Annotated in this window: 15 protein-coding genes and 1 pseudogene; 3 read left to right on the top strand and 13 right to left on the bottom strand. The window is 65.4% G+C overall.

The genetic code is table 11. From position 1 onward, the window contains the following. Nucleotides 1–23: 23 nt before the first annotated feature. From HWY45_RS12545 to HWY45_RS12530, 4 genes are read right to left on the bottom strand one after another with little or no spacing between them, the layout of a single operon-like run. Complete coding sequence (locus HWY45_RS12545; RefSeq protein WP_059881584.1) at nucleotides 24–1,877, bottom strand: L-tyrosine/L-tryptophan isonitrile synthase family protein; 1,854 nt, start codon at nucleotides 1,875–1,877, stop codon at nucleotides 24–26. Continuing rightward, nucleotides 1,874–2,344, bottom strand: a complete 471-nt coding sequence (locus HWY45_RS12540; protein ID WP_059810150.1) for a protein tyrosine phosphatase family protein — start codon at nucleotides 2,342–2,344, stop codon at nucleotides 1,874–1,876. The genes HWY45_RS12545 and HWY45_RS12540 overlap by 4 nt, the downstream gene beginning before the upstream one ends. Before the next feature lie 29 nt (nucleotides 2,345–2,373). Continuing rightward, nucleotides 2,374–3,618 carry a Bcr/CflA family efflux MFS transporter gene (locus HWY45_RS12535; protein ID WP_081069747.1) on the bottom strand — a complete coding sequence of 415 codons (1,245 nt, stop codon included), beginning with the start codon at nucleotides 3,616–3,618 and terminating at the stop codon, nucleotides 2,374–2,376. Beyond that, nucleotides 3,611–4,621 carry an isocyanide synthase family protein gene (locus tag HWY45_RS12530; RefSeq protein WP_063894162.1) on the bottom strand — a complete coding sequence of 337 codons (1,011 nt, stop codon included), beginning with the start codon at nucleotides 4,619–4,621 and terminating at the stop codon, nucleotides 3,611–3,613. The genes HWY45_RS12535 and HWY45_RS12530 overlap by 8 nt, the downstream gene beginning before the upstream one ends. Before the next feature lie 964 nt (nucleotides 4,622–5,585). Here HWY45_RS12530 and HWY45_RS12525 point away from each other — a divergent pair. Further along, a pseudogene (locus tag HWY45_RS12525) lies at nucleotides 5,586–5,844 on the top strand (ISNCY family transposase); the annotation flags it as partial. 405 nt (nucleotides 5,845–6,249) lie between these two features. Then, entirely contained in the window at nucleotides 6,250–6,549 is a 300-nt protein-coding gene (locus HWY45_RS12520; RefSeq protein ID WP_230942642.1) for a hypothetical protein, read from the top strand. Nucleotides 6,550–6,634: 85 nt separating this feature from the next. On the opposite strand, the gene HWY45_RS12515 is transcribed toward HWY45_RS12520, so the two are convergent. Further along, nucleotides 6,635–8,569, bottom strand: a complete 1,935-nt coding sequence (locus tag HWY45_RS12515) for a collagenase (RefSeq protein ID WP_059881577.1) — start codon at nucleotides 8,567–8,569, stop codon at nucleotides 6,635–6,637. A 323-nt stretch (nucleotides 8,570–8,892) separates the two neighbouring features. Here HWY45_RS12515 and HWY45_RS12510 point away from each other — a divergent pair, with 323 nt between their 5' ends. After that, on the top strand, nucleotides 8,893–9,222 hold the full coding sequence (locus tag HWY45_RS12510; RefSeq protein ID WP_059810140.1) for a DHCW motif cupin fold protein: 330 nt from the start codon (nucleotides 8,893–8,895) through the stop codon (nucleotides 9,220–9,222). 26 nt (nucleotides 9,223–9,248) lie between these two features. Here HWY45_RS12510 and HWY45_RS12505 read toward each other — a convergent pair whose 3' ends face one another. The 8 genes from HWY45_RS12505 to HWY45_RS12470 all read right to left on the bottom strand — a co-directional run bounded on the left by HWY45_RS12505 (nucleotide 9,249) and on the right by HWY45_RS12470 (nucleotide 18,960). Then, nucleotides 9,249–10,817, bottom strand: a complete 1,569-nt coding sequence (locus HWY45_RS12505; protein ID WP_150998939.1) for a coproporphyrinogen-III oxidase family protein — start codon at nucleotides 10,815–10,817, stop codon at nucleotides 9,249–9,251. Next, complete coding sequence (locus tag HWY45_RS12500; RefSeq protein WP_059881573.1) at nucleotides 10,814–13,417, bottom strand: methyltransferase domain-containing protein; 2,604 nt, start codon at nucleotides 13,415–13,417, stop codon at nucleotides 10,814–10,816. Before HWY45_RS12500 ends, HWY45_RS12505 begins: the two co-directional genes overlap by 4 nt. Before the next feature lie 64 nt (nucleotides 13,418–13,481). Then, the gene (locus tag HWY45_RS12495; RefSeq protein ID WP_059881572.1) at nucleotides 13,482–14,192 is read right to left on the bottom strand and encodes a methyltransferase domain-containing protein; all 711 of its coding nucleotides are present in this window, start codon (nucleotides 14,190–14,192) and stop codon (nucleotides 13,482–13,484) included. Further along, a complete protein-coding gene (locus tag HWY45_RS12490; RefSeq protein WP_059881633.1) occupies nucleotides 14,189–15,109 on the bottom strand; it encodes an MbnB/TglH/ChrH family RiPP precursor modification enzyme in 921 nt (306 codons plus the stop codon). The genes HWY45_RS12495 and HWY45_RS12490 overlap by 4 nt, the downstream gene beginning before the upstream one ends. Nucleotides 15,110–15,160: 51 nt before the next feature. After that, on the bottom strand, nucleotides 15,161–15,394 hold the full coding sequence (locus tag HWY45_RS12485; protein ID WP_059881569.1) for a hypothetical protein: 234 nt from the start codon (nucleotides 15,392–15,394) through the stop codon (nucleotides 15,161–15,163). 291 nt (nucleotides 15,395–15,685) lie between these two features. Beyond that, nucleotides 15,686–17,473, bottom strand: a complete 1,788-nt coding sequence (locus HWY45_RS12480; protein WP_230946943.1) for a tetratricopeptide repeat protein — start codon at nucleotides 17,471–17,473, stop codon at nucleotides 15,686–15,688. A 174-nt stretch (nucleotides 17,474–17,647) separates the two neighbouring features. Continuing rightward, entirely contained in the window at nucleotides 17,648–18,163 is a 516-nt protein-coding gene (locus tag HWY45_RS12475; RefSeq protein ID WP_059810132.1) for a DUF7868 domain-containing protein, read from the bottom strand. Next, nucleotides 18,160–18,960: a DUF2182 domain-containing protein gene (locus tag HWY45_RS12470; RefSeq protein WP_059881567.1), complete on the bottom strand. Its 801-nt coding sequence runs from the start codon at nucleotides 18,958–18,960 to the stop codon at nucleotides 18,160–18,162. The genes HWY45_RS12475 and HWY45_RS12470 overlap by 4 nt, the downstream gene beginning before the upstream one ends. Nucleotides 18,961–18,966 lie beyond the last annotated feature (6 nt).

Below are 18,966 nucleotides of genomic sequence, written 5' to 3'. Positions count from 1 at the left end.
TCGGATTCCTCGCCGCCGGCGCTTCAATAGACCTGGACGCGCCACAGCTCGCGCGCGGCCGAATCGCGCGACATGGCGCGGCGCCCGTGCAGCACGCTGTAGTTGTCGACCATCACGATGTCGCCGTCCTGCCACTCGTGCTCGACGAGGTACTTCGGCGAATAGGCGAGCGCGTTGACGCGCGCGACGAAATCCTCGGGCACCGGGTCCGGCGTGGAGACGCCGACCTCGAAGCGCTGCAGCGAGGATTCGCTGCCCTCCTGGTAGCGCAGCAGCTTCTCGCCGGTCTCGGGATGCACGGCGATCAGCGGGAAGGTGCGCGGCACGCCGCCGAAATAGGTCATCTTCGTGTTGTAGGTCAGGCTCAGCCGCTCCCACTGCGCGAGCGTGGCGGGATCGAGATCGCGGACGATCGCGCGCGCGTCCACCAGGGTGGTCTGCCCTTCGCCTGGCTGCGGCGCCTTGCGGCAATGCAGCGCGAACAGGGTGGCCGCGAAGTGCTCGTCCTGCTGCACCAGCGGATGCGTGAGCGGCAGCATGCTGAGATCCCAGTGCAGCGGCACCGATTCGAAGGAATGCACATAGCCGTTCGGCTGCTCCTCGGGGATCACCTTGTGCACCGGGCCGAATTGCCAGATGTAGGGACGCCCGAACTGCGAGGTGAAGGCCACCAGCGCATCCTCGTCGGCCACCTCGAACCCGCGCAGCACCACGAAGCCGTAGCGGCGCGTGAGGGCCGCCACCGCTTCCCGCGGCAGCGCGTTGCAGTCGAGGCGGCCGCTGCCGGCCCGCGGCGTGACCAGCAGGCCGAAATCCTCGCCATGCACGATTTCCATGTCGCAGTGCTCGGCCAGCGGCGCGGCGCCTTCCACGCCGCACCAGGGTTGGCCGGCGCGACCGATCACGGCCACCTCCAGTTCATCGACGGCGGCTTGTTTGCTCAGCATGATGGTTTCTCCATTCGATCGATACACGAGGACGCCATGCCAGGGCAGCGCGGCGTCGCCGCGGCGGGCATGCATCCGGACAGGAACCTTGCGCTGCTCGGGCGCGGGGTCGTGGACGGTGAGCCGGATCCCGTCGGGCAGGCTCGCCGCAAGAAAGGCATCGAGCGCGATGCCGCGCTCGGCCATGCGGCGCGCGGCGGCTTCGAGATCGGCAGGCGCGCCGGCGGCTTGTCCCGCCGGCACCATCGGGGGATTTGCCAGGTCGGGCGCCGGGTGTTCGGCCAAGCCGGCCGCGGCGTCGCCAGCGGCACCCTGCCCGGCCGCGCCGGCCAGGCCGCGTTCGCGCGCCAGCAGGCCGCGCAGCGAAGCGACGCGGCGCGCATGGCGGGCGTCGCCGAGCAGCGCTCGCGGCTCGGGCCAGTAAGGCGCGAGCGCGCGATCGGCGCTATCGGTGGCGCGCTCGAAGGTGGGATCGACGCTCGAATACGAATGCCAGACCAGGTGCCGCGACGCGTGCAGTTCGCGCAGCGCATGGTGATAGCGGTTCGCCACCTCGCGCGGCACGCCCAGCAGGTCGTGGAAGGTCAGGCCGTCGCTGAACAGGTCGATCAGGCAGCCCGGCGCATGGAATCCCGCCACTTCCTCGCAGAACGCGTCGAGATAGGCCAGCGCCGCGCGTTCGCCGGCATCGGGCAGCGCGCCGAGCACCTTGCCCGAGGCAAGCGGCGCCTTCAGCGGAAAGCCGGGTAGCGTGAGTCGGATCGGCTCCCCGCGCGCGACGAAGGCATGGGCCTTCGTCGCGAGCTCGTCGCGCTGCGCGGGCGAGAGCCGCGCGAGCTCGCCCTCGCGCGACAGGCGCGCCGCGAACACGGCCATGAAGCGCTCGACCACGGCGGCGTGGTCCTCGAACTGACTGGCGCGCTGGTTCATGCCGCGCGGGCCATGAACAGGTTGTCGCGCAGCATGCGGATGAAGCGCTCCCAGACCGGGTAGTCGGCCATCTTCCAGATGTCGGCGACCCAGGCATCGGCCTGCTCGGTGGTCCAGCCGTGGTAGATCATCTGGTAGTGCGCGACGAAGGCCGACACGCGATAGTTGGCGGCGCAGTGCACCAGCCGCCGGCGACCGGCGCTGGCGTGATACACGGCGCAGAAGCGCACGAAATCGGCCAGCGTGGGGGCCTTGAAGTTGACCGGCAGGAAGTGGTATTCGATGCCCAGGCGCTGCATCAGCCCGGCCTCGTCCTCGATCGAATAACGCGCGTCGGTTGGCGCGAGATCGATCACCACCTCGAACCCCTCGCTCGCCAGCCGGCCGAACTGCTCGGCGGACGGCTGGCCGGATGTGAGCGTGCATTCATCCAACCAGCGTTCATTGCTGATTCCGAATTGCTTCATGCTATCTCCGTGCGTCGAATAAGCCCGCTTCAGCGGGCGGGAACGTGCCGGCGGCCGTGAGCCGGCCGCAATGCCGCCGCGCAGCCCAGCGAGACCAGGGCGGCGACCACCAGGATCGCGCCGAGCGGCCGGCTGCCGGCCGTCTGGTAGCCGATCGAGGCAAGGATGGTGGCCACCAGCACCGCGACCGAGGTCAGGCAGTTCATCGCGCTGGAGCAGGCGCCCGAGATCGAGGCGAAGCGCGCGATGGCGCCGGCCGAGCCGGTCGGGATGGTGATGCCGATCGCGAAGGTCATCAGCCCGAACGGGGCGACGTAGCGCACCGGCGTGGCGCCGAAGCCGCTCTCGATCGACAGCCAGAACAACGCGCCCGCCACCACCGCCAGCGAGGCGCCGACCTTCAGAGCGCCCTCGTCGCCGTACTTCGCGGCGAGCCCTTTCGCGGCGGCGCCGCCGAGCCCGAACAGGCCCGCCAGCGGCAGGAAGCTCACGCCGATCCACACCGGCGCGAGGCCGAACTGCGCGAGCGCGAACGGCGCCACCGTCAGGTAGGCCATGTAGCCGCCCACCGCGGCCGCCACCGACCAGGCATAGAGATGGAAGCCCAGGTCGCCCAGCAAGGTGCGATACGGCGCGAACACGGCACGCAGCCCGGCCGGGCGCGCGGCGCGGCGCTCGCGCGGATGCGTCTCGCGGTAGAGCGCGGCGGTCCACGCCAGCATCAGCGCGCCGAGCGCCAGCAGCACCACGAAGGTGTAGCGCCAGCCGAAGGCGCCGGCGATGGCGCCGCCCGCCAGCGGCGCGAGCGCGGGCGAGATACCGACGAAGGACATCACGAAGCCGAAGATGCCGCGCACGCGCTCGTCGTTGCCGGCGTGCACGTCGGTCACGATCGGCTGCCAGAGCACGGTGGCCGCGCACACGCCGAACGCCTGCAGGAAGCGCAGCGCGAGGAAGCCGCCGATATCGCGCACGAACAGGCAGCCGAGCGTGGCGGCGACGAACACCAGCAGCCCGAACAGCAGCACCGGCTTGCGCCCCATCGCGTCCGACACCGGCCCGTAGAGCAGTTGCGTCACGCAAGTGCCGGCCGCGTAGACGGTCAGCGAGAGCCCGACCAGGAACACCGAGGTGCCGAGCTCGGCCTGGATCTCGCCGAGCGCGGGCAGGTAGATGTCAGTGCCGAGCATCGACAGGATCGCCAGCAGCGCCAGGTAGATCACGGGGGGCGGGCGCACGGCGGGCGCCGCCGGCGGAAGATTTCGTTCAGCCATGGTGAAGAATGCTCAGGTCCGGTTGCGGGTAATGGACGAAGTGGCAGGGAATGCCGTCGGTAAACACCAGCACGGAATTGCGCTCGTCGATCTCGGAGCGCTTCTTCAGCACGATCCGGTCGTTCTCGCGCACCGCCACCGAGTGCCAGGGCGTGAGCCAGACGTCGTCGCAGTCGACCAGGCGGATGCCGATCTTCTTCGAGGCTCGGAACTGCGGGTGGATCGACAGGCGCAGGCTGTTCGGGAAGCTGCGGTCGATCAGCCGCCCCCAGGCGTTGCTGCGCTGGATCACGCGATAGGCGTTGCTGCGCGCCATCTTCTGGATCGCCGTGTTGCTGAGGCCCTTGAAGCGTTCGATGCCCTGCGTGTCCTCGAACAGGAAGCGCGTGATGCCGCGGTACATCGCGATCGCGGCCGGATCCTCGGCGCACTGGCGCTTGATCTGGTCGACCGAATCGCTGTGGACGATCAGCAGTTCCTCGCGCTTGGAGGTCAGGTCGTCGAGATAGCGGAAGGTGTCGTCGAGGTCGAAGAACTCGAACACGCCGGGGAAATGGCGCCCCGCATAGGCTTCCAGGCTGTCCAGGTACTGCCGCACCTCGGGGTCGGGGATGTTCACGACGTCCGAGAAGCAGTAGCCGTCGGAGCAGATCATCAGCTTCGCGCCGGGTGCATACAGCGCGCCGATCCGCCGACAGAGCCGCGCCAGGTTCGCCAGCGCGTGCTTCTCGGCCAGGTCGGGCAGCGCGCCGAGCGTCTTGCTGCGATTAGGCGACTTGCCCGGAAAGGCCGGCAGGATCATCGTCACCGGCTCGCCGCGCTCCACCACCGGCAGGATCGCCTCGATGTGATGCCGGGCCTCCTCGGCAAAGCGGTACGGCGTCTCGTCCTCGGAGCGGTGCAGGTTGCGCAAGGCGAACACTTCGCGAACGATCGCCTCGGCGAGCGCCCACGCGTCATCCCGTGCTTCGCGCACGACGGCGTATCCTAGTTGAACGGACATGATTTCTCTCAGGATGGATGGTCCGCGCCATTACCGCGCAAAGCCGCGCGCATGGCGTTCTAATTCCGCCATTCCACGTCCGGCCAGGGAATGGAATCGATATGGCGGCAGCAACGACACAACCGGGTTATTCACCCAAGGAATTAACTTATCTTGTTTACGCGAATGGAATTTACATAGCGATAAACATTTCGTCAACAGAAATATTGGAATTCCTTAAACATGAAATTCACCCCATGAATAATCGTTTTGTTCTCACAAGTTGATTTTTCCGCCGGTTTATTCCACCGGTAAGAAAGGGGTGATTGTTGAGAGAAATGCATGCATTCCAGCGCATTGTTTTTCGTCGTTTTCGCCTCGATACCCGCGCCGGCAAAGGGCGCGCGCCATCGTCAACAATCCGTCATTTTGTTGACGATTTGCCTTCCACCCTTCTCCGACCTCATGCGGCGAGCAGCTCGACGAACCGAGCCGGGATATCGACAAACCATTTGTTCAATACCGCGTCGCCAATCGATAGCTTTGATCAGGAAATGCGAGGATTCGATATACCGATCAGCCAACCTGTAATTTTCAACAAACTCCGGCCTGATATTCCAGACTCTGCTGCGAAGCATTCAATAAAATCATTCGCCATGATTCGAATCCATGCAGGCCACTTCAAATGGCATTCCCATTGCCATCGGCAAGGCATCTGCATTTTGTTTTACATACGCCGGGATCGGGCTATTCGACCGAGGCGAGCCCGGTAACGCGCCTCTCGCCGCGGCCCCTAAACGCTCAGGATCCCGATCGAATCGGTTTTAGGCGCGCCTCGCCTCGCGCCGCACCGCCCGCGGTGGCGCCCCGAAGCCGCGCACGAAGGCCCCGCGCAGATGGCGCCGGTTGCGAAAACCGGGCGCAAGCTGCCTGGCGGCGCCTACTCGCTCTACGCGCCATAACGGCAGATGGTCCGCCTCGATGGGCGTTTTATAGCGACAAGTACAGCGTGTTTCGTAACGTCAACCCGGGCAAGAGTGGCAATCGGGTGACGCATTTCGGCCGTGCGATGTACGAGCTGAACATCGACACGTTCTGCGCGAACAGCAGTTCGGCCAAGGGGTGCGTCGAGCGTGCGCACCTGACGCTTCAGGATCGGCTGTACAAGGCGCTGAAGCACGGTGGCCGACGCGAACACGTATGCGCCCTCCTTCATGGCCGCGTATGACGCCCGCTTTGCGAAGCTTGCATCAGAAGCGGAAACGGAACGGCGGTCTGCCAAGTCCCGCTGATCGAGCGTCAGCGCCCTGCTGCTTCAAGCTCAATCCTTCGACGCTGTAAATGATGGGGAAACCGATGAAACACGCGACATCTGTATTTAGCTGCCGCTACGACAGTTGAATCTCGGCATGACATGGCCGCAGAGAACGAGCGTTCCGGACGACGACGCGCCGCGAGCGCCCTCGAAAAATGACGAACCCCGTTTGTCGAAAATCAAAAGACGAATAAGTTATTTGTCTCCAATCCTAACTTTCAAAATCCACCGCCTACAATACAACAGTCGATCCGGAAAATGACGGACACACAGGATCGACACCCCGTTTTCAATTCTCGATATTGTTTTAAAAAACATCAAAGGAGAAGCGATCATGGCTCAGGTTACCCTGTGGGGCAGCGTCCTAGGCAACGGCACGGTGGTGGATGGCTCGGGCGGATTCACCGTGAGACGCGAAAGCACCGGCACGTATCAGCTGTCGTTCAACTCCGCATTCGTCAACAATCCGGCGATCGTCGGCTCGCAATGGGGATACGGCGGCGGGCAAAACACGCTGGACAACGTGATCTTCCCGGCGCTTTCCGGCGGCGGGGCCACGATTCAAACCGGTGACGCGAACGGGAAATATACCGACCGGAATTTCAGCTTCGTCGTAATCGGTTCGATCAGCTGAACATCGATCAGCGAGATGCCACCGTGGCCGAGGGGGCATCGCCTCCCTCGGCCACGCCGGCGCTTGACTCACTAACCGCGGCCGTTCAGCGCTTCGCCGGCATCGGCGGCTCGCCCGCCGTCGTCGCGTTGCGCGCCCAGTCGGCGAACTCGCTGTCGTAGCGATTGCCGATGTACGCGACATAGTTCGCGTAGCCGTCGTAATCGCCCGCACGGAAGCGCGACACGATCGTGTCGACGTCCGCGCGATGGCGCTCGAACATGAAGCGCGTCGCCATGTAGCCCCACCGGTAGGCGCGCGCGACATAGTCGCTCGACGAATAGCGCGTGCCGAGCGTATCCGAGAACCGGTACGTGCCCGTGCGCGCCGCGTCGATCGACTCCTGGTTGTCGTTCTTTCTCGACAGATATTCGGCGACGCCTTCGATCCACCAGACAGTCGGCTTCGCGGTGCTCACCGTGAAGTCGCCTGCCATGTCGTAGCGGCCGTCGAGGTAGTGCGTGAACTCGTGCTCGAGGTTCCACACCTTGAACTCGGGCCGCAGCCACGATGCCTCGTGCGCGATGAAGCGCGCCTGGTTGCCGGGCGCGGACGGGTCGCCCTCGAGATACATGCCGCCGTTGTCGGTGCTGATGCCGTAGATCACCGACGCATACTTCCGATAGTTCGCGTAGTCGTCGAAGATGACGAGCTCGATCGTGTCGTTGCGATCGCCCGCGACCGGCTTGCGCGCGGTCTTCATCATCCGGTGGAAGTAATCGTCCTGCTGCGCGACCGCCGTGCAGACCGATTGCAGCTGCGGCATCGTCATGTCCTGCGCGAGAATGCGCACGCTCGCGCTGCACGTGTAGCGATGGGTGAGCACCGCATCGGTCAGCCGCTTCTTGTAGTCGCACGTGCCATAGTCCGCGCAGTTGCCGGGGTCGCCGTAGTCGACCGCTTCCGCCGCCGCGAGCCAGAGATCGCTGTCCGCGCCCGTCATGCTCGTCGATGCGAGCATGTCCTGGATCATCTTCTTCACCCGCGGCTTCTGCTTCGGATAGCGGATGAAGCGAAACGTTTCGCGCGCCGCGTCGGCAAGCTGATACGCGGCGCTCGTGTTCGACAGGCTCGCGCGGTTCGCGGTGACGAAGCGGTTGAGCGTCTCCGGCAGCGTCGCGTCGCTGTCGAGCATCGGCTGCGCGCCGCTGCGCTGATGCGCGTAGAAGAACACCGTGAGCAAGCCGGTGAAGCCGCCCGCTGCACTGCGCTGCAGCAGCGGCGCCGCCGCCTGCGGGTTCGTCGCGCTCACGGTGTACGACGCGACGCGGTTCTTCAGCGTCGGCAGATAGTACGCCTCGTCCTTCATGTTCGTGATGAGCTTCATCAGCTCGCTCGCGGTGCTCGGCGCACGCGAATTGTCACGATAGAGCGCCTCGCCCTCGAGGCTTTGCTTGATATACGGACGCAGCGACACCGCGAGGTTCGGGATCGGATCGGCAATGCCCGATACATCATATTGGTAATACGCGGAACGCAGATAAATCAGCAAATTGACCAGAATCAAATTGCTCGCATCGTAACGATAGATTTCCTGCACGAAACGACTCGCGACAGCGTGCACGTTTTCGGCATTGAAGATCTGCGCGGCCAGCGTCTTGTCGACCGAGAACAGGCCGTAATGGCATTCGTAATCGGGAAGATTCGCGATGTAATCGGCCAGCGCCGCGCCGTGATACTGGGTCATCGCCGACATGTCGCGGCAATCCGCGCCCGAGGCGCTGCGTTTGCTGCGCTTGGCCGGCTGCTTGAGCTGCGAGGGCCGGGTCAGCGCCGCGCGATCCTGCTCGCTGAGCGGCAGGTTGTACTCGGCCTGCTCGGGCGAAACCGGCAGGTTCTGCGGCACGCGCGGCATGCGCGCCTGCTTTTGCGGCGTCGCCTGCGTATTGGCCGATGCCGTGCCGATCAGCCCCGCGAATACCGACAGCGCCACCGCGACCGACCAGCGACGGGTTGTTCGAGCCACCTCGTTGATTGACATGTTAGTTGCCCTCAATTATTTTTTGAGCGCAAACGATATAACATGGAATATTGAAATGTCAATTTAACGACGGCTCAAAATTTATAAATCCGAATTGATTTGACGAATCGCACATTGACGATCATTTTTTCAACAATTCGATCAATCGGCCGGACTCCATAAAATAGCCGGGAAATGCCGTTCGAAATCCGGGCGGCACGCGACCCGGCGATGGCTGTATCCTGCCCGTGACGGGTCACACGGCGCGCCTCCTTCTTATGCGCGCGCCTCCCGGAAGCATGTCGTCCCACACCGGCAGGAAGCGATCCAATGGAGTCTTCACCATGAAAATGTCAGACATTCCCTTCGGCACCACCGATTGGTCGCAGGTCGATCGGGTCGAATATCCGGGCGAACGCGGCGCTGCCTACTGGCGCACGCAGACCTTCGGGACGATTCGCGTCCGCATGGTCGAGTACACGCCGGGCTACCTGGCCGACCATTGGTGTTCGAAAGGGCACATCCTCTTGTGTCTCGAGGGCGAGTTGCACACCGAGCTCAAGGATGGCCGCGCGTTCACGCTGTTGCCGGGCATGAGCTACCAGGTCGCGGACGACGCGGAACCGCACCGTTCGTCCACCGACGTCGGCGCCAGGCTGTTCATCGTCGATTGACGCGCACCTTCGGTGCCGCCTGCCGATCAGGCACGCGCCGTCGGCAACGCCGCGGCGGGCTTCGCCACGATCCGCACGGGCGCAGCCATCGGCCTGGGGCGAGCCGTCAGGGTACGCTTGACGGCGGGGCTGAAGAACAGCGCAAGCGTCTCGTCCTCGAACAGCCGGCCGAGCCGGGTCAGCCGCAATCCCGCATTGCCTTCGCTGTCCGCATAAGGCTCGAGCACGCCGAGCCCGACCAGCCTGCCGGCCAGCTCCCGATAATGCGCGCAGAGCTGCGGTTTGCCGGCGGCGATCGCGTGCAGCACGGCATCCTCGACGCGGCCGCTGCGCAACCCGGTGGCGTAGGACATCGCCAGCAACTCCTCGTCGTCGATCGCGCGGCCGGTGGCGATCGGAATCTCGCCGGCCAGCGCGCGGTCGGCATACGCGCGAATCTGCGTGTCGTTGCGGAACTCGTAGCCTCGGCAGCCGTACCCCGCCGGGCCCGCACCGACGTGCGAATACGATGCCGCCCCGACGCCGAGCAGATCGCGCGACACCGACGTGCGGACCTTCTTGAACGGATCGGTATAGTGCTGCGCGCGCACGAAGCGGTTGCCGTCGCACGAGTGATAGCCGAGCGCCTCCATGCCCTGCCAGATCAGCATGCGCCCGAACAGCGTCTCGTGCTCGTCCTCGAATTCGCCATGCCGGTCTTCCGACCGATACCAGTCGCCCTGCGGCCGGTCGGCGAAGCGGCCGTGATACCAGGTCAGATGCGCCGGCCGCAGTTCCGCGATCGTCTGGAGGTTCTGCCAGGCCTCCGCCGGCGAACCCTTGTAGAGCCCCTGGATGAGATCGAGATTCCAGTTGTCGAAGATCTCGCTCGCGATCTGCGCGGCGCGAATCGGCACGTCGCGCTTGTAGCCGCGCCCCGCGTATTTCAGCACGGCGTCGTCGAACGACTGCACGCCGAAGCTCAGGCGCGTGAAACCCTGCGCCTTCAGGAAACGCAGCTTGTCCGCGCCGCCGGGGGCCGTGATGGTGAGCGGGCTGCCCTCGATGCATACCTCGGCGCCGGGCAAGATGTCGTAGTTGTCGCCGATCACGCGAATGAGGTCGCGCAGCGCCTCCTCGTCGAGCACCAGCGGCGTGCCGCCGCCAATGTAGATCGACGACAGCGCCGTGCCCGATCGCGCGAGCCTGGCACTCCAGAGCGCCAGTTCACGCCGGAGCGCGTCGAGATAGCGCGCCACGTCGTTCTCGCCGGTCTGCGATGCCCTGCCCTTGCCCGCATAGTGCTGCACCGTGTAATGGCAGAAGGTGCAGCGCGTCTCGCAAAACGGGATATGCACGTAAAGACTGGTATCGCCGCCGAAGCAAATCGCATTCAGCACCGTGCTCGATTCGACCGGCATCAACGAGTCGATCGGCGGATAGACGGCCACCGAATGGGTGCCGCCCAGCACACTGCGCCGGATGCTCAACCCCGCGGCGTGCAGCGCCGGCAGCATGTCGGGGATGCCGAGCCGCGCCAGCGCGGCGCGCGCGTCGTCGAAGGCGGCGGCCTGCGAGCGCATCCCCACGCGTTGGGCCGGTGCATCGGTCCTCATCGAATGCGCTCCGCGATGATCGTGAGGCACACGTCGGCGTGCGGCCCCGGATCCCTGTCCTCGGTGTAGGTCACGTCGAACGGATTCACGAGTCGCGGCACATAGTGCTTGCGCCACGCGCTTGCGCGTTCGCCGGCCAGCGTCGACACGGTTTGTCCCCACACGCGCTCGACGACGATCGTCAGGTCCGGGCGATCGAAGGCCGCGCGCATCAACGCGTAGATGTCGTCGAACTGAACCCACGGCTGCCCGAGCCGATGAAGCGGGAGCCGCACGAGGCGGTGCGTGACGGCGATTCGACCGCCGACGCGGACGACGCGCGTCATCTCGGCCACCATCGCCGGGCCGAGCCCCAGTTGCCAGATCGCGCCGGTCCATTCGTTGACGGCCGCATCGGCCGAGCCGTCGCGCAACGAAATGCGCTGCGCCAGCCCGGAGCGAAACTGCACGTTCACGTAGCCTTGCTCGCACGCAAAGCGGCGCGCACGATCGGTCACGCAGCGCAGCATCTCGATCGAGACGACGAGGCCGTCGGGACCGACCAGGGGCGACAGACGGCGCGCCACCCGGCCGTTTCCGCCGCACACGTCGACGACGACGCTGCCCGGCCCCAGATCGAGCAGCTCGGGATGATTGGGCAGCAGGTCTTCGCGAAGGCGAACGAGCTTTTCCTCGGCCTCCGGCGTCTGGCTGAACGTGTTGTCGCCTTCGAAGGACTTCAGCAGCGGCAGACGCCAGCGCAGATAGGCAAGGCGGAAGCGCGCGGCAATGTCCGACAGCCCCTCGGGACGCGGCAACGAAGCGTTACCGAGCACGACCTCGTCACTCGTCAGGTTGGCGATGCTGACGTCGCCGAAGGTCTCGTCCAGCGCATGCACGGCTTCGAAGACGCCGACGAAATCGGTCTCGCTCGCCTTTCCCGCGGGCCAGAGCGCGTCGGCATCGAGCTCGACGCACAAGCCGCAGAGCCCTGCCCCTTCGGCCCAGGCCACGGCGCGCGCGCGCGTCGCGGCATCGAGGAACGAGCGGTCGGGCGCCATCCGCGCATGCACGGGCACGCCTGCCCGCGTCAACGCGTCGAGGCCGGCGATGGGCCGCGCTGCCGGCCACGGCACATCGTCGACGATCACGCCGGCATCGAGGCGGCGCAGCGACTGGACGACGTCGGCATCGCAACCCGGATCGACGGCCTGCACCACCGTGTGATGCAGGCGTAAAAGGCCCGCCTGGCGCAAGCGCGCAAGCTCGGCGAGGGTCGATGCGTGATCGCCGATTCGCGCGCAGCGCAGATGCAGTTGCGGTGCGGTCGATTCCGCCTCGACACGGGCCCGAATGGCGTCGGCCGATGCAGTGTCGAGATGCACGTCGATGGTGTGGCACAGCCTCGTTCGGCGGCTCTCCGCGGCCAAAAGGCGCAATTGCGCCAGTTCGTCCGCCGACGGCACGCGCGCCGACGTCACGTGCAGAAAGCCATGCTGCCGCAGCGCGGCGAGCATCGTGTCGATCAGGTGCTGATCGTCGAAGCGTTTGCGCAGCGCGCCCACGTTGACGGGCTTGCCCGCAAGCTCGGCGACGAAGTCGGACAGCCCCTCGCCGGGCGGCACGGCCATCCCGACTTCGAAGTAACCGTGGCACAGAAACCGGTGTTCGGCGATTTCGACGTCCAGCATCTCGACCGCCGGATCGAGCATGACGAACGCATCGCTGCCCAGCGCATCGTTCTGAAACGGGTTCGCCACGGCGCGCCCGCCGCCTTTCTCGCTGACGACGACACCGAGTGCGGCGAGCCGGTCGATCACCTCGAGCGCTTCCGCTTCGGACAGGCTGCCAAGCGCCCGCGCCACGTCCGCAGCCGAATGCGGCGTTGCCAGCAGCTCGAAGACGCGGGCCGATCGCTCGGACAACTCCGCATAGGCGGGCGCGCTGTCGGCGTCAGGGAAATAGACGAGCCAATGCCGCGGCGACGCGTCCAGCGCGGCGGCGGGATCGAAGCCGTACGGGTTTTCGATCCACGGCGTGAGGTCGTGGCGCGACCGGGCCACGACGGCGGCGCGCGACGCGGCGAAGCGCACGAATGCGCGATCCGAACCGGCAGCGCCGCCGATTCCGGCCGCAACCGCGTTGGGCCACGCATCGACCGTGACCTCGCCGAGACGGCGGGCGAGCTCGACCAGCGCCTGATCGACCGCCAGCGCGTCCTGGTGCGCCGGCGCCGCGAATTCGGGACGCGTCGCGAGATAGGCGACGAAGGCGCCGGCAAGCCGCCAGAAGTTCGGGCCGTCGTCGGCATAGCCGTTGACGCGGGCGAACTCCGCGGCCACCGCATCGACGTCGAGCCCGCTCATGAACAGCAGATGCTGACTCAGCGGCACGCGGCCGAGCGCGACGCGGACGATGCGCACCAGGCTGCGGCGATACATGCCGATATTGGTCTGCGTCGCCTGCGGGGTGCGGGCATAGTCGGCCACCACGGCGCGCTCGGCGGCGCCGAGGCTCGCGAGCGCGGCTGCGTCGGCGTGCCCCGCCCGCGTGACCATCTCGACAAGTTCATCGTCGCTGAGAATCCGCCGCCACGTATCCCATACCAGCCTGGCATCCATCACCCCTCCCGTGTTCGAAGAGTCCGGTCGCGCGCGGCGACGGAGATCGCTTGCTCGCAGCGGCCTACTTGATGGCCAGGAACCCCTCGAAACACAGATACTTCATGACGGTCGTGATATCGACGAACCCCGCGCGCTTGAGCAGCCCGAGGTTGCCTTCCGTGGAAAACGGCTCCAGCACGCTCTTGAGGCTCGCCGTCTTGTTCAGGATCTCATCGGCCGTGAACCCTTCGCGCCGCTTGTAGTCGTTGTAGAGCGACACGACCATGTCCTGGAAGCGCGCATCCGGCGCGCGAACCTTCTCGAACAGGATGAAGGCGCCGCCCCAGTTCAGGTGCTCGTAGATGCGGTTGAATACGTCCTGCCGGTCTTTCGGCGGGATGAACTGAATGCAGTAGAAGGAGACGATCAGATCCGACTTCTCGAAGCCATACAAGCGCGCGTCGCCGACTTCGAGTTCGATGTTGGGCACCTCGATGCAATGCTGCCGCGCCTTGGCGATCATCGACTCGACCGGATCGATGCCGACCCACGTGATGCCCGGCTTCGACGCATGATGCTCCGCCAGCTTCCGCAGCAACTGGCCGGTGGACACGCCGATTTCGTAGCAGGTGCTGTCGCCGTGGCAGAAGAAGTCGCTGAGCTGGCACACCAGGTCGTGCCCCGCATCGTAGTAAGGCACCGACCGGCGAACGTGGTCGACGAACGTGTCGGCGACGTTGCCGGTGAAGGTCCAGTTCGCCGGCGCAACGTCGATATCGTGGCCAACTTTCACGCTGCCTCCTGTTGTGTGGTTCGGCGGCTGGCGGGGCCATAGGCGCGGTCCCACGCGGCGCGTGCGCGCTCCAGGTCGGCAAGAACGACGTCGATGGAGCGCGCGACGTCGAGCGTCTCTTCGCGGCTGCGCAGCGCCTCGGCTTCGTATTCGAGGATCACCGCGCCGGGGCGCGCGCGCGACAGCACGTCGTCGAGCAAGTCCCACACCGGCTCGACCACCTGGGTGTCGTGCAGGTCGTGGTACTGGTTGTCGAACCAGCGGCCGCCGGCCATGTGGATGCAGATGACGCGGTCCATCGGGATCGTGTCGAGGAAACGCGCGGTCGAATAGCCGCTGGCGCCGTGGTTCTGCGCGTTCGCATAGAGGTTGTGCAGGTCGAGGTGCAAATAGGTGCCTGACAACTCGACGACGCGGGCGAGGAACGCCCCCTCCTCCATGTCGCTGCCGGGGCACGCCCGGTAATAGGCCGCGTTCTCGTGCGCGAGCGGGACGCCGTACAGGTCTTGCAGCGCGCGCGCCCGGTTGGCAATCCGAACGACCTCGGCGCGCGAGAACTGCAACGGGCTGCTCCACACGTCGCACCACGACGCATCGCTGTAGAAGCAATGGTTCGAAACCCACGGGACGTTGAATTTCCGGGCGAGCGGCACGTGGCGCCGCACCGCCGGCGTGCTCGACAGCGCGTCGAACCCGAAATCGCCGCCGTAATTGGAGTGACCGACGAGCGGAAAGCGCGCGGACACCTCGCGCATCGTGTCCACCATCCCCGGCAACATCAACCCCGGCCCGTCGAGCGGCGCCATCACGCCGTCAAACAGGATTTCGAGGGCATCCAGGGATTGATCGAAAAAAGGAAACCAGCCAATCAGCGCCGGGTTGAACTGGAGCCCGACTCCAAGCCTTGGGACGTTCATCGCGAACACCTCCGTTTGTTGGCCATGGAGCCGGTGCCCATGTGATGCATGTCAGCCTGCCGCGCACTTGGTCACGTTTGCCGCGCAGTGGGCGGCATGTGCAGCGCAGTGGGCTGCGTTCGCCGCGCACTTGGCGGCGGCGGCCGCACATTTCGCGGAAGCCGCGCGCGCGACCGCGGCATGATAGGCCGCTGCGCACTTCGCCAATTGCGCCGCGCACTGGGCGGCAAGTTCGGCCGCCTCGGCCGATCTCACTGACAGCTTCTTCACGTCGTCGTTAGCCATTTGAATCCCCTTCGCCTGTAGTTGAACGCTTTGATTCCACCCACCTCCGCCTGACAACTGAAATTCTTTATAGCAGGAATTCTAAGCAAATCCAGGAATTAACATTTTCATTTTGCAGGATTGCGAAATATGTAATTGCTGTATAAAACTTTCGAGCGCCTCGCAATGCAATCCACACGATCACTTCTGGTTACCATTTCAAAATGGATCACCAGAAAGAAAACAATCTCGAAATGCTTGGCGCGCACCTGCCCTGCAGCTTCCCGCTCGGCTCATGCGGTGCTGCGGAGCCTACATCCGATCGAGCGACAGCGCGCATGCACGACCGGCGGGCGGACAGTATTCGGCGAGCCGTTTCCGTGCGCCGTCGTAGTCCTGTCGTTGTCCGGGCGTCAAATTCTCGATCCCTTTTCTTTCGTAAGCCTGCGTCAAGCCGAAATACGCCCAACCGTTGCCTTTGAAACTCGTATACAGGTCGCGATTCGGGTCGTCGTTGCCGAGCGACGCGTGGAGCACCTTGATCGCGTTGTCGTATCGGCCGAGATCGATCAGAAGTGCGGCGAGGGTTTGCCTGACCGGAACCATCCAGTAAGGCGGCTCGTCATAGTTCATCGCGTCCTGCTGCCCGGCCGAGCGTTCGAGAACGCGTACGCCGCTTTGCGCGTCGCCGTTCATCTGGTCGATCCTTGCATGCGCGACCGATTGCATGATCTGCGCGGCCTGGTGCCCCATCACTTCGTCGCGCCGCTCGTTCCTGAACGCGATCACGTCCTTGTCGAGTTGCACATACGCACGTCGTGCGCCGCCTGCATCGCGTTTGCGGACGTGGGCTAGCACTTGCGCGTAGTCCCACGAAATGCGTGCATAGCGCCAGTCCTTTGCCGTCCCGTCAGGCGGTGGCTGCTGGATGATCTCGCCCGGCGACATGAAATACGGCAGCGACTGGTAATAGACGCCGCGATAGCGGTCGGTCCGGAACGTCACGCCCTCGCCTTCTGAATGGCGGAGCCGATCGGCGGCCCAGTTCATGTCCTCGACGTTGCCCGTCAAGATCGCCGAGGCCAACGCGAAATGGATGTTGTGCCGGTAGTAGCCCCAGCGATAGCGGTCGCCGTCCGGATGCGCGATGCCGCCCCCCGGCCCGGCGTCGACCTTCTTGAAATAGGTTTCGTCGCTCAGCGTGGCTTTCCGATTCGCTTCGAACGATTTCAGGTGATCGCCGGTGCGGTAATAAATGTGCGACGGCATATGAACCAGATGGCCCGCGCCGGGCGCGAGGTCGGGCAGCTTGTCCGCAAAAGGCGTCACGACGTTCGGCTCCGTCGATCCCTCGCGAATATGAATGTACCAATGCACGAGCCCCATGTGCTCGGCGTGCGCCTTCAGCCCGCCTTCGACGGCATCGACTGCCGGCGGAATGTCATGGTAGGCCGGGTTCCCCTGACGGTCCCAGTATTCCCAGGGCCTGAGGTTCATCACGGCATCCGCATACAGGGTCTGGATATCGGGGTCATCGGGGTAGCGGCGGGCCAGCGCGGTCATCGCGCCGGCATAGTCCTTGTTGCGCCGGTTCTGGCGCTCGCTCTCGTCGGGAACCTGCCGATGCGCTTCGTAGCGCGGCAACAGCGCCTCGACGAGCGCGCGCTCCTTCGGGTCCGCATCGCGGATGCGCAGTGCGTCCCTGAGCATCTGTTGCGCGATCCGGCGATCCTGTTCGGGCTGGTCGAGCTGATTGATGTTCACGCCCAGCGACATCGCGATTCCCCATCGGCACATCACGCAGTCGGGGTCTCGCTTGAGCGCGGCCTTGTACGCGCGGTACGACTCGCGAAAGTTGAACGCACAGTAGAAGCGCAGGCCCTGATCGAAGAATGCTTGCGTCTCCGGGTTTGCCGTCTTGATTTCTTTCGTCAGCGAGCCGAGCTGGAAATCCGTCGGAGGCTCGGGATCGTCGGCCGCGATGGCCGACAGCGCGAACGACGACTTGCTGCCGGGCAGCGCGCTCATCATGTGCTCGCTTTCCATGCCCTGCATGCTGTGAACCATCGCGCCATGCACGTCGCCGCCGGATGCGGACATTGCGCAAGGCGCGCTCAGCGCGGCTACCAGGCCGATCGCCCCGGCCAGGCACGCTTGCCTCGACGCGTTTCGAATATTGCCGTCGCCGCCGGAACGCGAGCGATTGTCGGTTGTTCCCATTGCACGCTCTCCCCGTATGCCGTGCCGGCGCGCCGCGTGTTCAAAGCACCGCTTTCACGCGTCGACGTGTTCGACGCAGATGCAGATCCGACCGATGTCGATCGCGACGCCGCCTGGCAGCGCCTGCCGAGGCCGTATCGACACGCGGAGAGGCGCCTCCGCCAGCGCGATCGCGCCTTGTAGCAACGCGGCGTGCGACGTGACGTCGAGGTAGTAGAGCAGCCCCTCGCTCGCATCGTCCGCGCTTGCCCGCCGGAGCCCGAACAGACCGACGCTGGCCAGATAGGTATCCTGGGAATGGCCGGCCTGGGTCGCGCCTTGGGTCCGCAGAAATGCCTGCAGCACGGTCGCATCGTGCGTGCCGCGGACGCGCTCCAGCATCAGGTAGAAACGGAACAGCGATCCGTCGCCGGCATGGGCAGCCTGTTCGGACGCCAGCGCGACGACGGCCGCGCGGTCGATGCGCAGCGGGACCGCCACGCCGTCGCGTTGCACGAGGATAGGCGCGTCGCTCGCTGCAATCACGCGCAGCGAGCGACCCGGGCCTGTCGCGTTGGTCGAGTCGGTCATACCAGTCCATGTTCCCGAGCAGGGTGCTCAGGATGTTGCCCCCTTCCACGCAGCACGCGCAACCTGGCATGCACGATTTCGCGGCGCAGCCAGAGGCCGGCCGTGCGAGGCCATCGGAACCGCCAGGCGGGAATCCCCGGCGGCTCCAGCCGTTCGCAAAACGCCAGTGCGGAAACGACGACCATCGCCGCCAGTTGCCATCCCGGCAGCAGGACCGTCACCAGCATCAGCGCCCAGCACGTGCCGACGCACCACATCCCGTGCCGTAGCCCGAGCCGCAGGGCATCGGCATCGGCCTTCAGCCCGAAAGGCGACAGCGGACGGTGCGCGTGACAGCGATTGACGCACCGCTGCTTGAACGGCGACACCTGCCAGACGCAAGCGACGAGCGCGGCCAGCGCGGCCGGGCCATACGCATTCGGCAGCGCGTCCCTCACGGCCCGTTCCAGCGCCGTCATCGCCAGGCCCGGTATCACCCAGACGGCCAGGAAGCCGAGCAGGAACAGCGCAACGGCACGCGCGCGCCGGCTGGCGAAGGTGCTGGCACGGATGTGCACGATGGCGGGCAGCGTCATCGGGCCCATCATCGCCACGATCATCAACAGCCAACCGCGGCTGGCCGACAGGACCCATCCCGCGGTCAGCCACGTGGCTTGTTGCGTCGAACTGCACAGCGCGTCCAGCAGCCCCCCTTGCCCGAACCCGAACGACGACGCGGCAATCGCGATCCACGCAGCCGCGCTGGCGCCCAGCACACCGAACTGCACGCGGGCAAGCTCACGCCGATTGAGGATCATGAAGCG

This window comes from Burkholderia stagnalis (assembly GCF_902830275.1).
Taxonomy (GTDB): domain Bacteria; phylum Pseudomonadota; class Gammaproteobacteria; order Burkholderiales; family Burkholderiaceae; genus Burkholderia; species Burkholderia stagnalis.
This window is presented reverse-complemented; position numbering and strand designations above follow the sequence as displayed.

Bases quoted from the DNA above. Each gene is read 5' to 3' on its own strand.
- HWY45_RS12545 (WP_059881584.1), bottom strand. From the start codon at position 1,877: ATGAACCAGCGCGCCAGTCAGTTCGAGGACCACGCCGCCGTGGTCGAG.
- HWY45_RS12540 (WP_059810150.1), bottom strand. From the start codon at position 2,344: ATGAAGCAATTCGGAATCAGCAATGAACGCTGGTTGGATGAATGCACG.
- HWY45_RS12535 (WP_081069747.1), bottom strand. From the start codon at position 3,618: ATGGCTGAACGAAATCTTCCGCCGGCGGCGCCCGCCGTGCGCCCGCCC.
- HWY45_RS12530 (WP_063894162.1), bottom strand. From the start codon at position 4,621: ATGTCCGTTCAACTAGGATACGCCGTCGTGCGCGAAGCACGGGATGAC.
- HWY45_RS12520 (WP_230942642.1), top strand. From the start codon at position 6,250: ATGGCTCAGGTTACCCTGTGGGGCAGCGTCCTAGGCAACGGCACGGTG.
- HWY45_RS12515 (WP_059881577.1), bottom strand. From the start codon at position 8,569: ATGTCAATCAACGAGGTGGCTCGAACAACCCGTCGCTGGTCGGTCGCG.
- HWY45_RS12510 (WP_059810140.1), top strand. From the start codon at position 8,893: ATGAAAATGTCAGACATTCCCTTCGGCACCACCGATTGGTCGCAGGTC.
- HWY45_RS12505 (WP_150998939.1), bottom strand. From the start codon at position 10,817: ATGAGGACCGATGCACCGGCCCAACGCGTGGGGATGCGCTCGCAGGCC.
- HWY45_RS12500 (WP_059881573.1), bottom strand. From the start codon at position 13,417: ATGGATGCCAGGCTGGTATGGGATACGTGGCGGCGGATTCTCAGCGAC.
- HWY45_RS12490 (WP_059881633.1), bottom strand. From the start codon at position 15,109: ATGAACGTCCCAAGGCTTGGAGTCGGGCTCCAGTTCAACCCGGCGCTG.
- HWY45_RS12485 (WP_059881569.1), bottom strand. From the start codon at position 15,394: ATGGCTAACGACGACGTGAAGAAGCTGTCAGTGAGATCGGCCGAGGCG.
- HWY45_RS12480 (WP_230946943.1), bottom strand. From the start codon at position 17,473: ATGTCCGCATCCGGCGGCGACGTGCATGGCGCGATGGTTCACAGCATG.
- HWY45_RS12475 (WP_059810132.1), bottom strand. From the start codon at position 18,163: ATGACCGACTCGACCAACGCGACAGGCCCGGGTCGCTCGCTGCGCGTG.
- HWY45_RS12470 (WP_059881567.1), bottom strand. From the start codon at position 18,960: ATGATCCTCAATCGGCGTGAGCTTGCCCGCGTGCAGTTCGGTGTGCTG.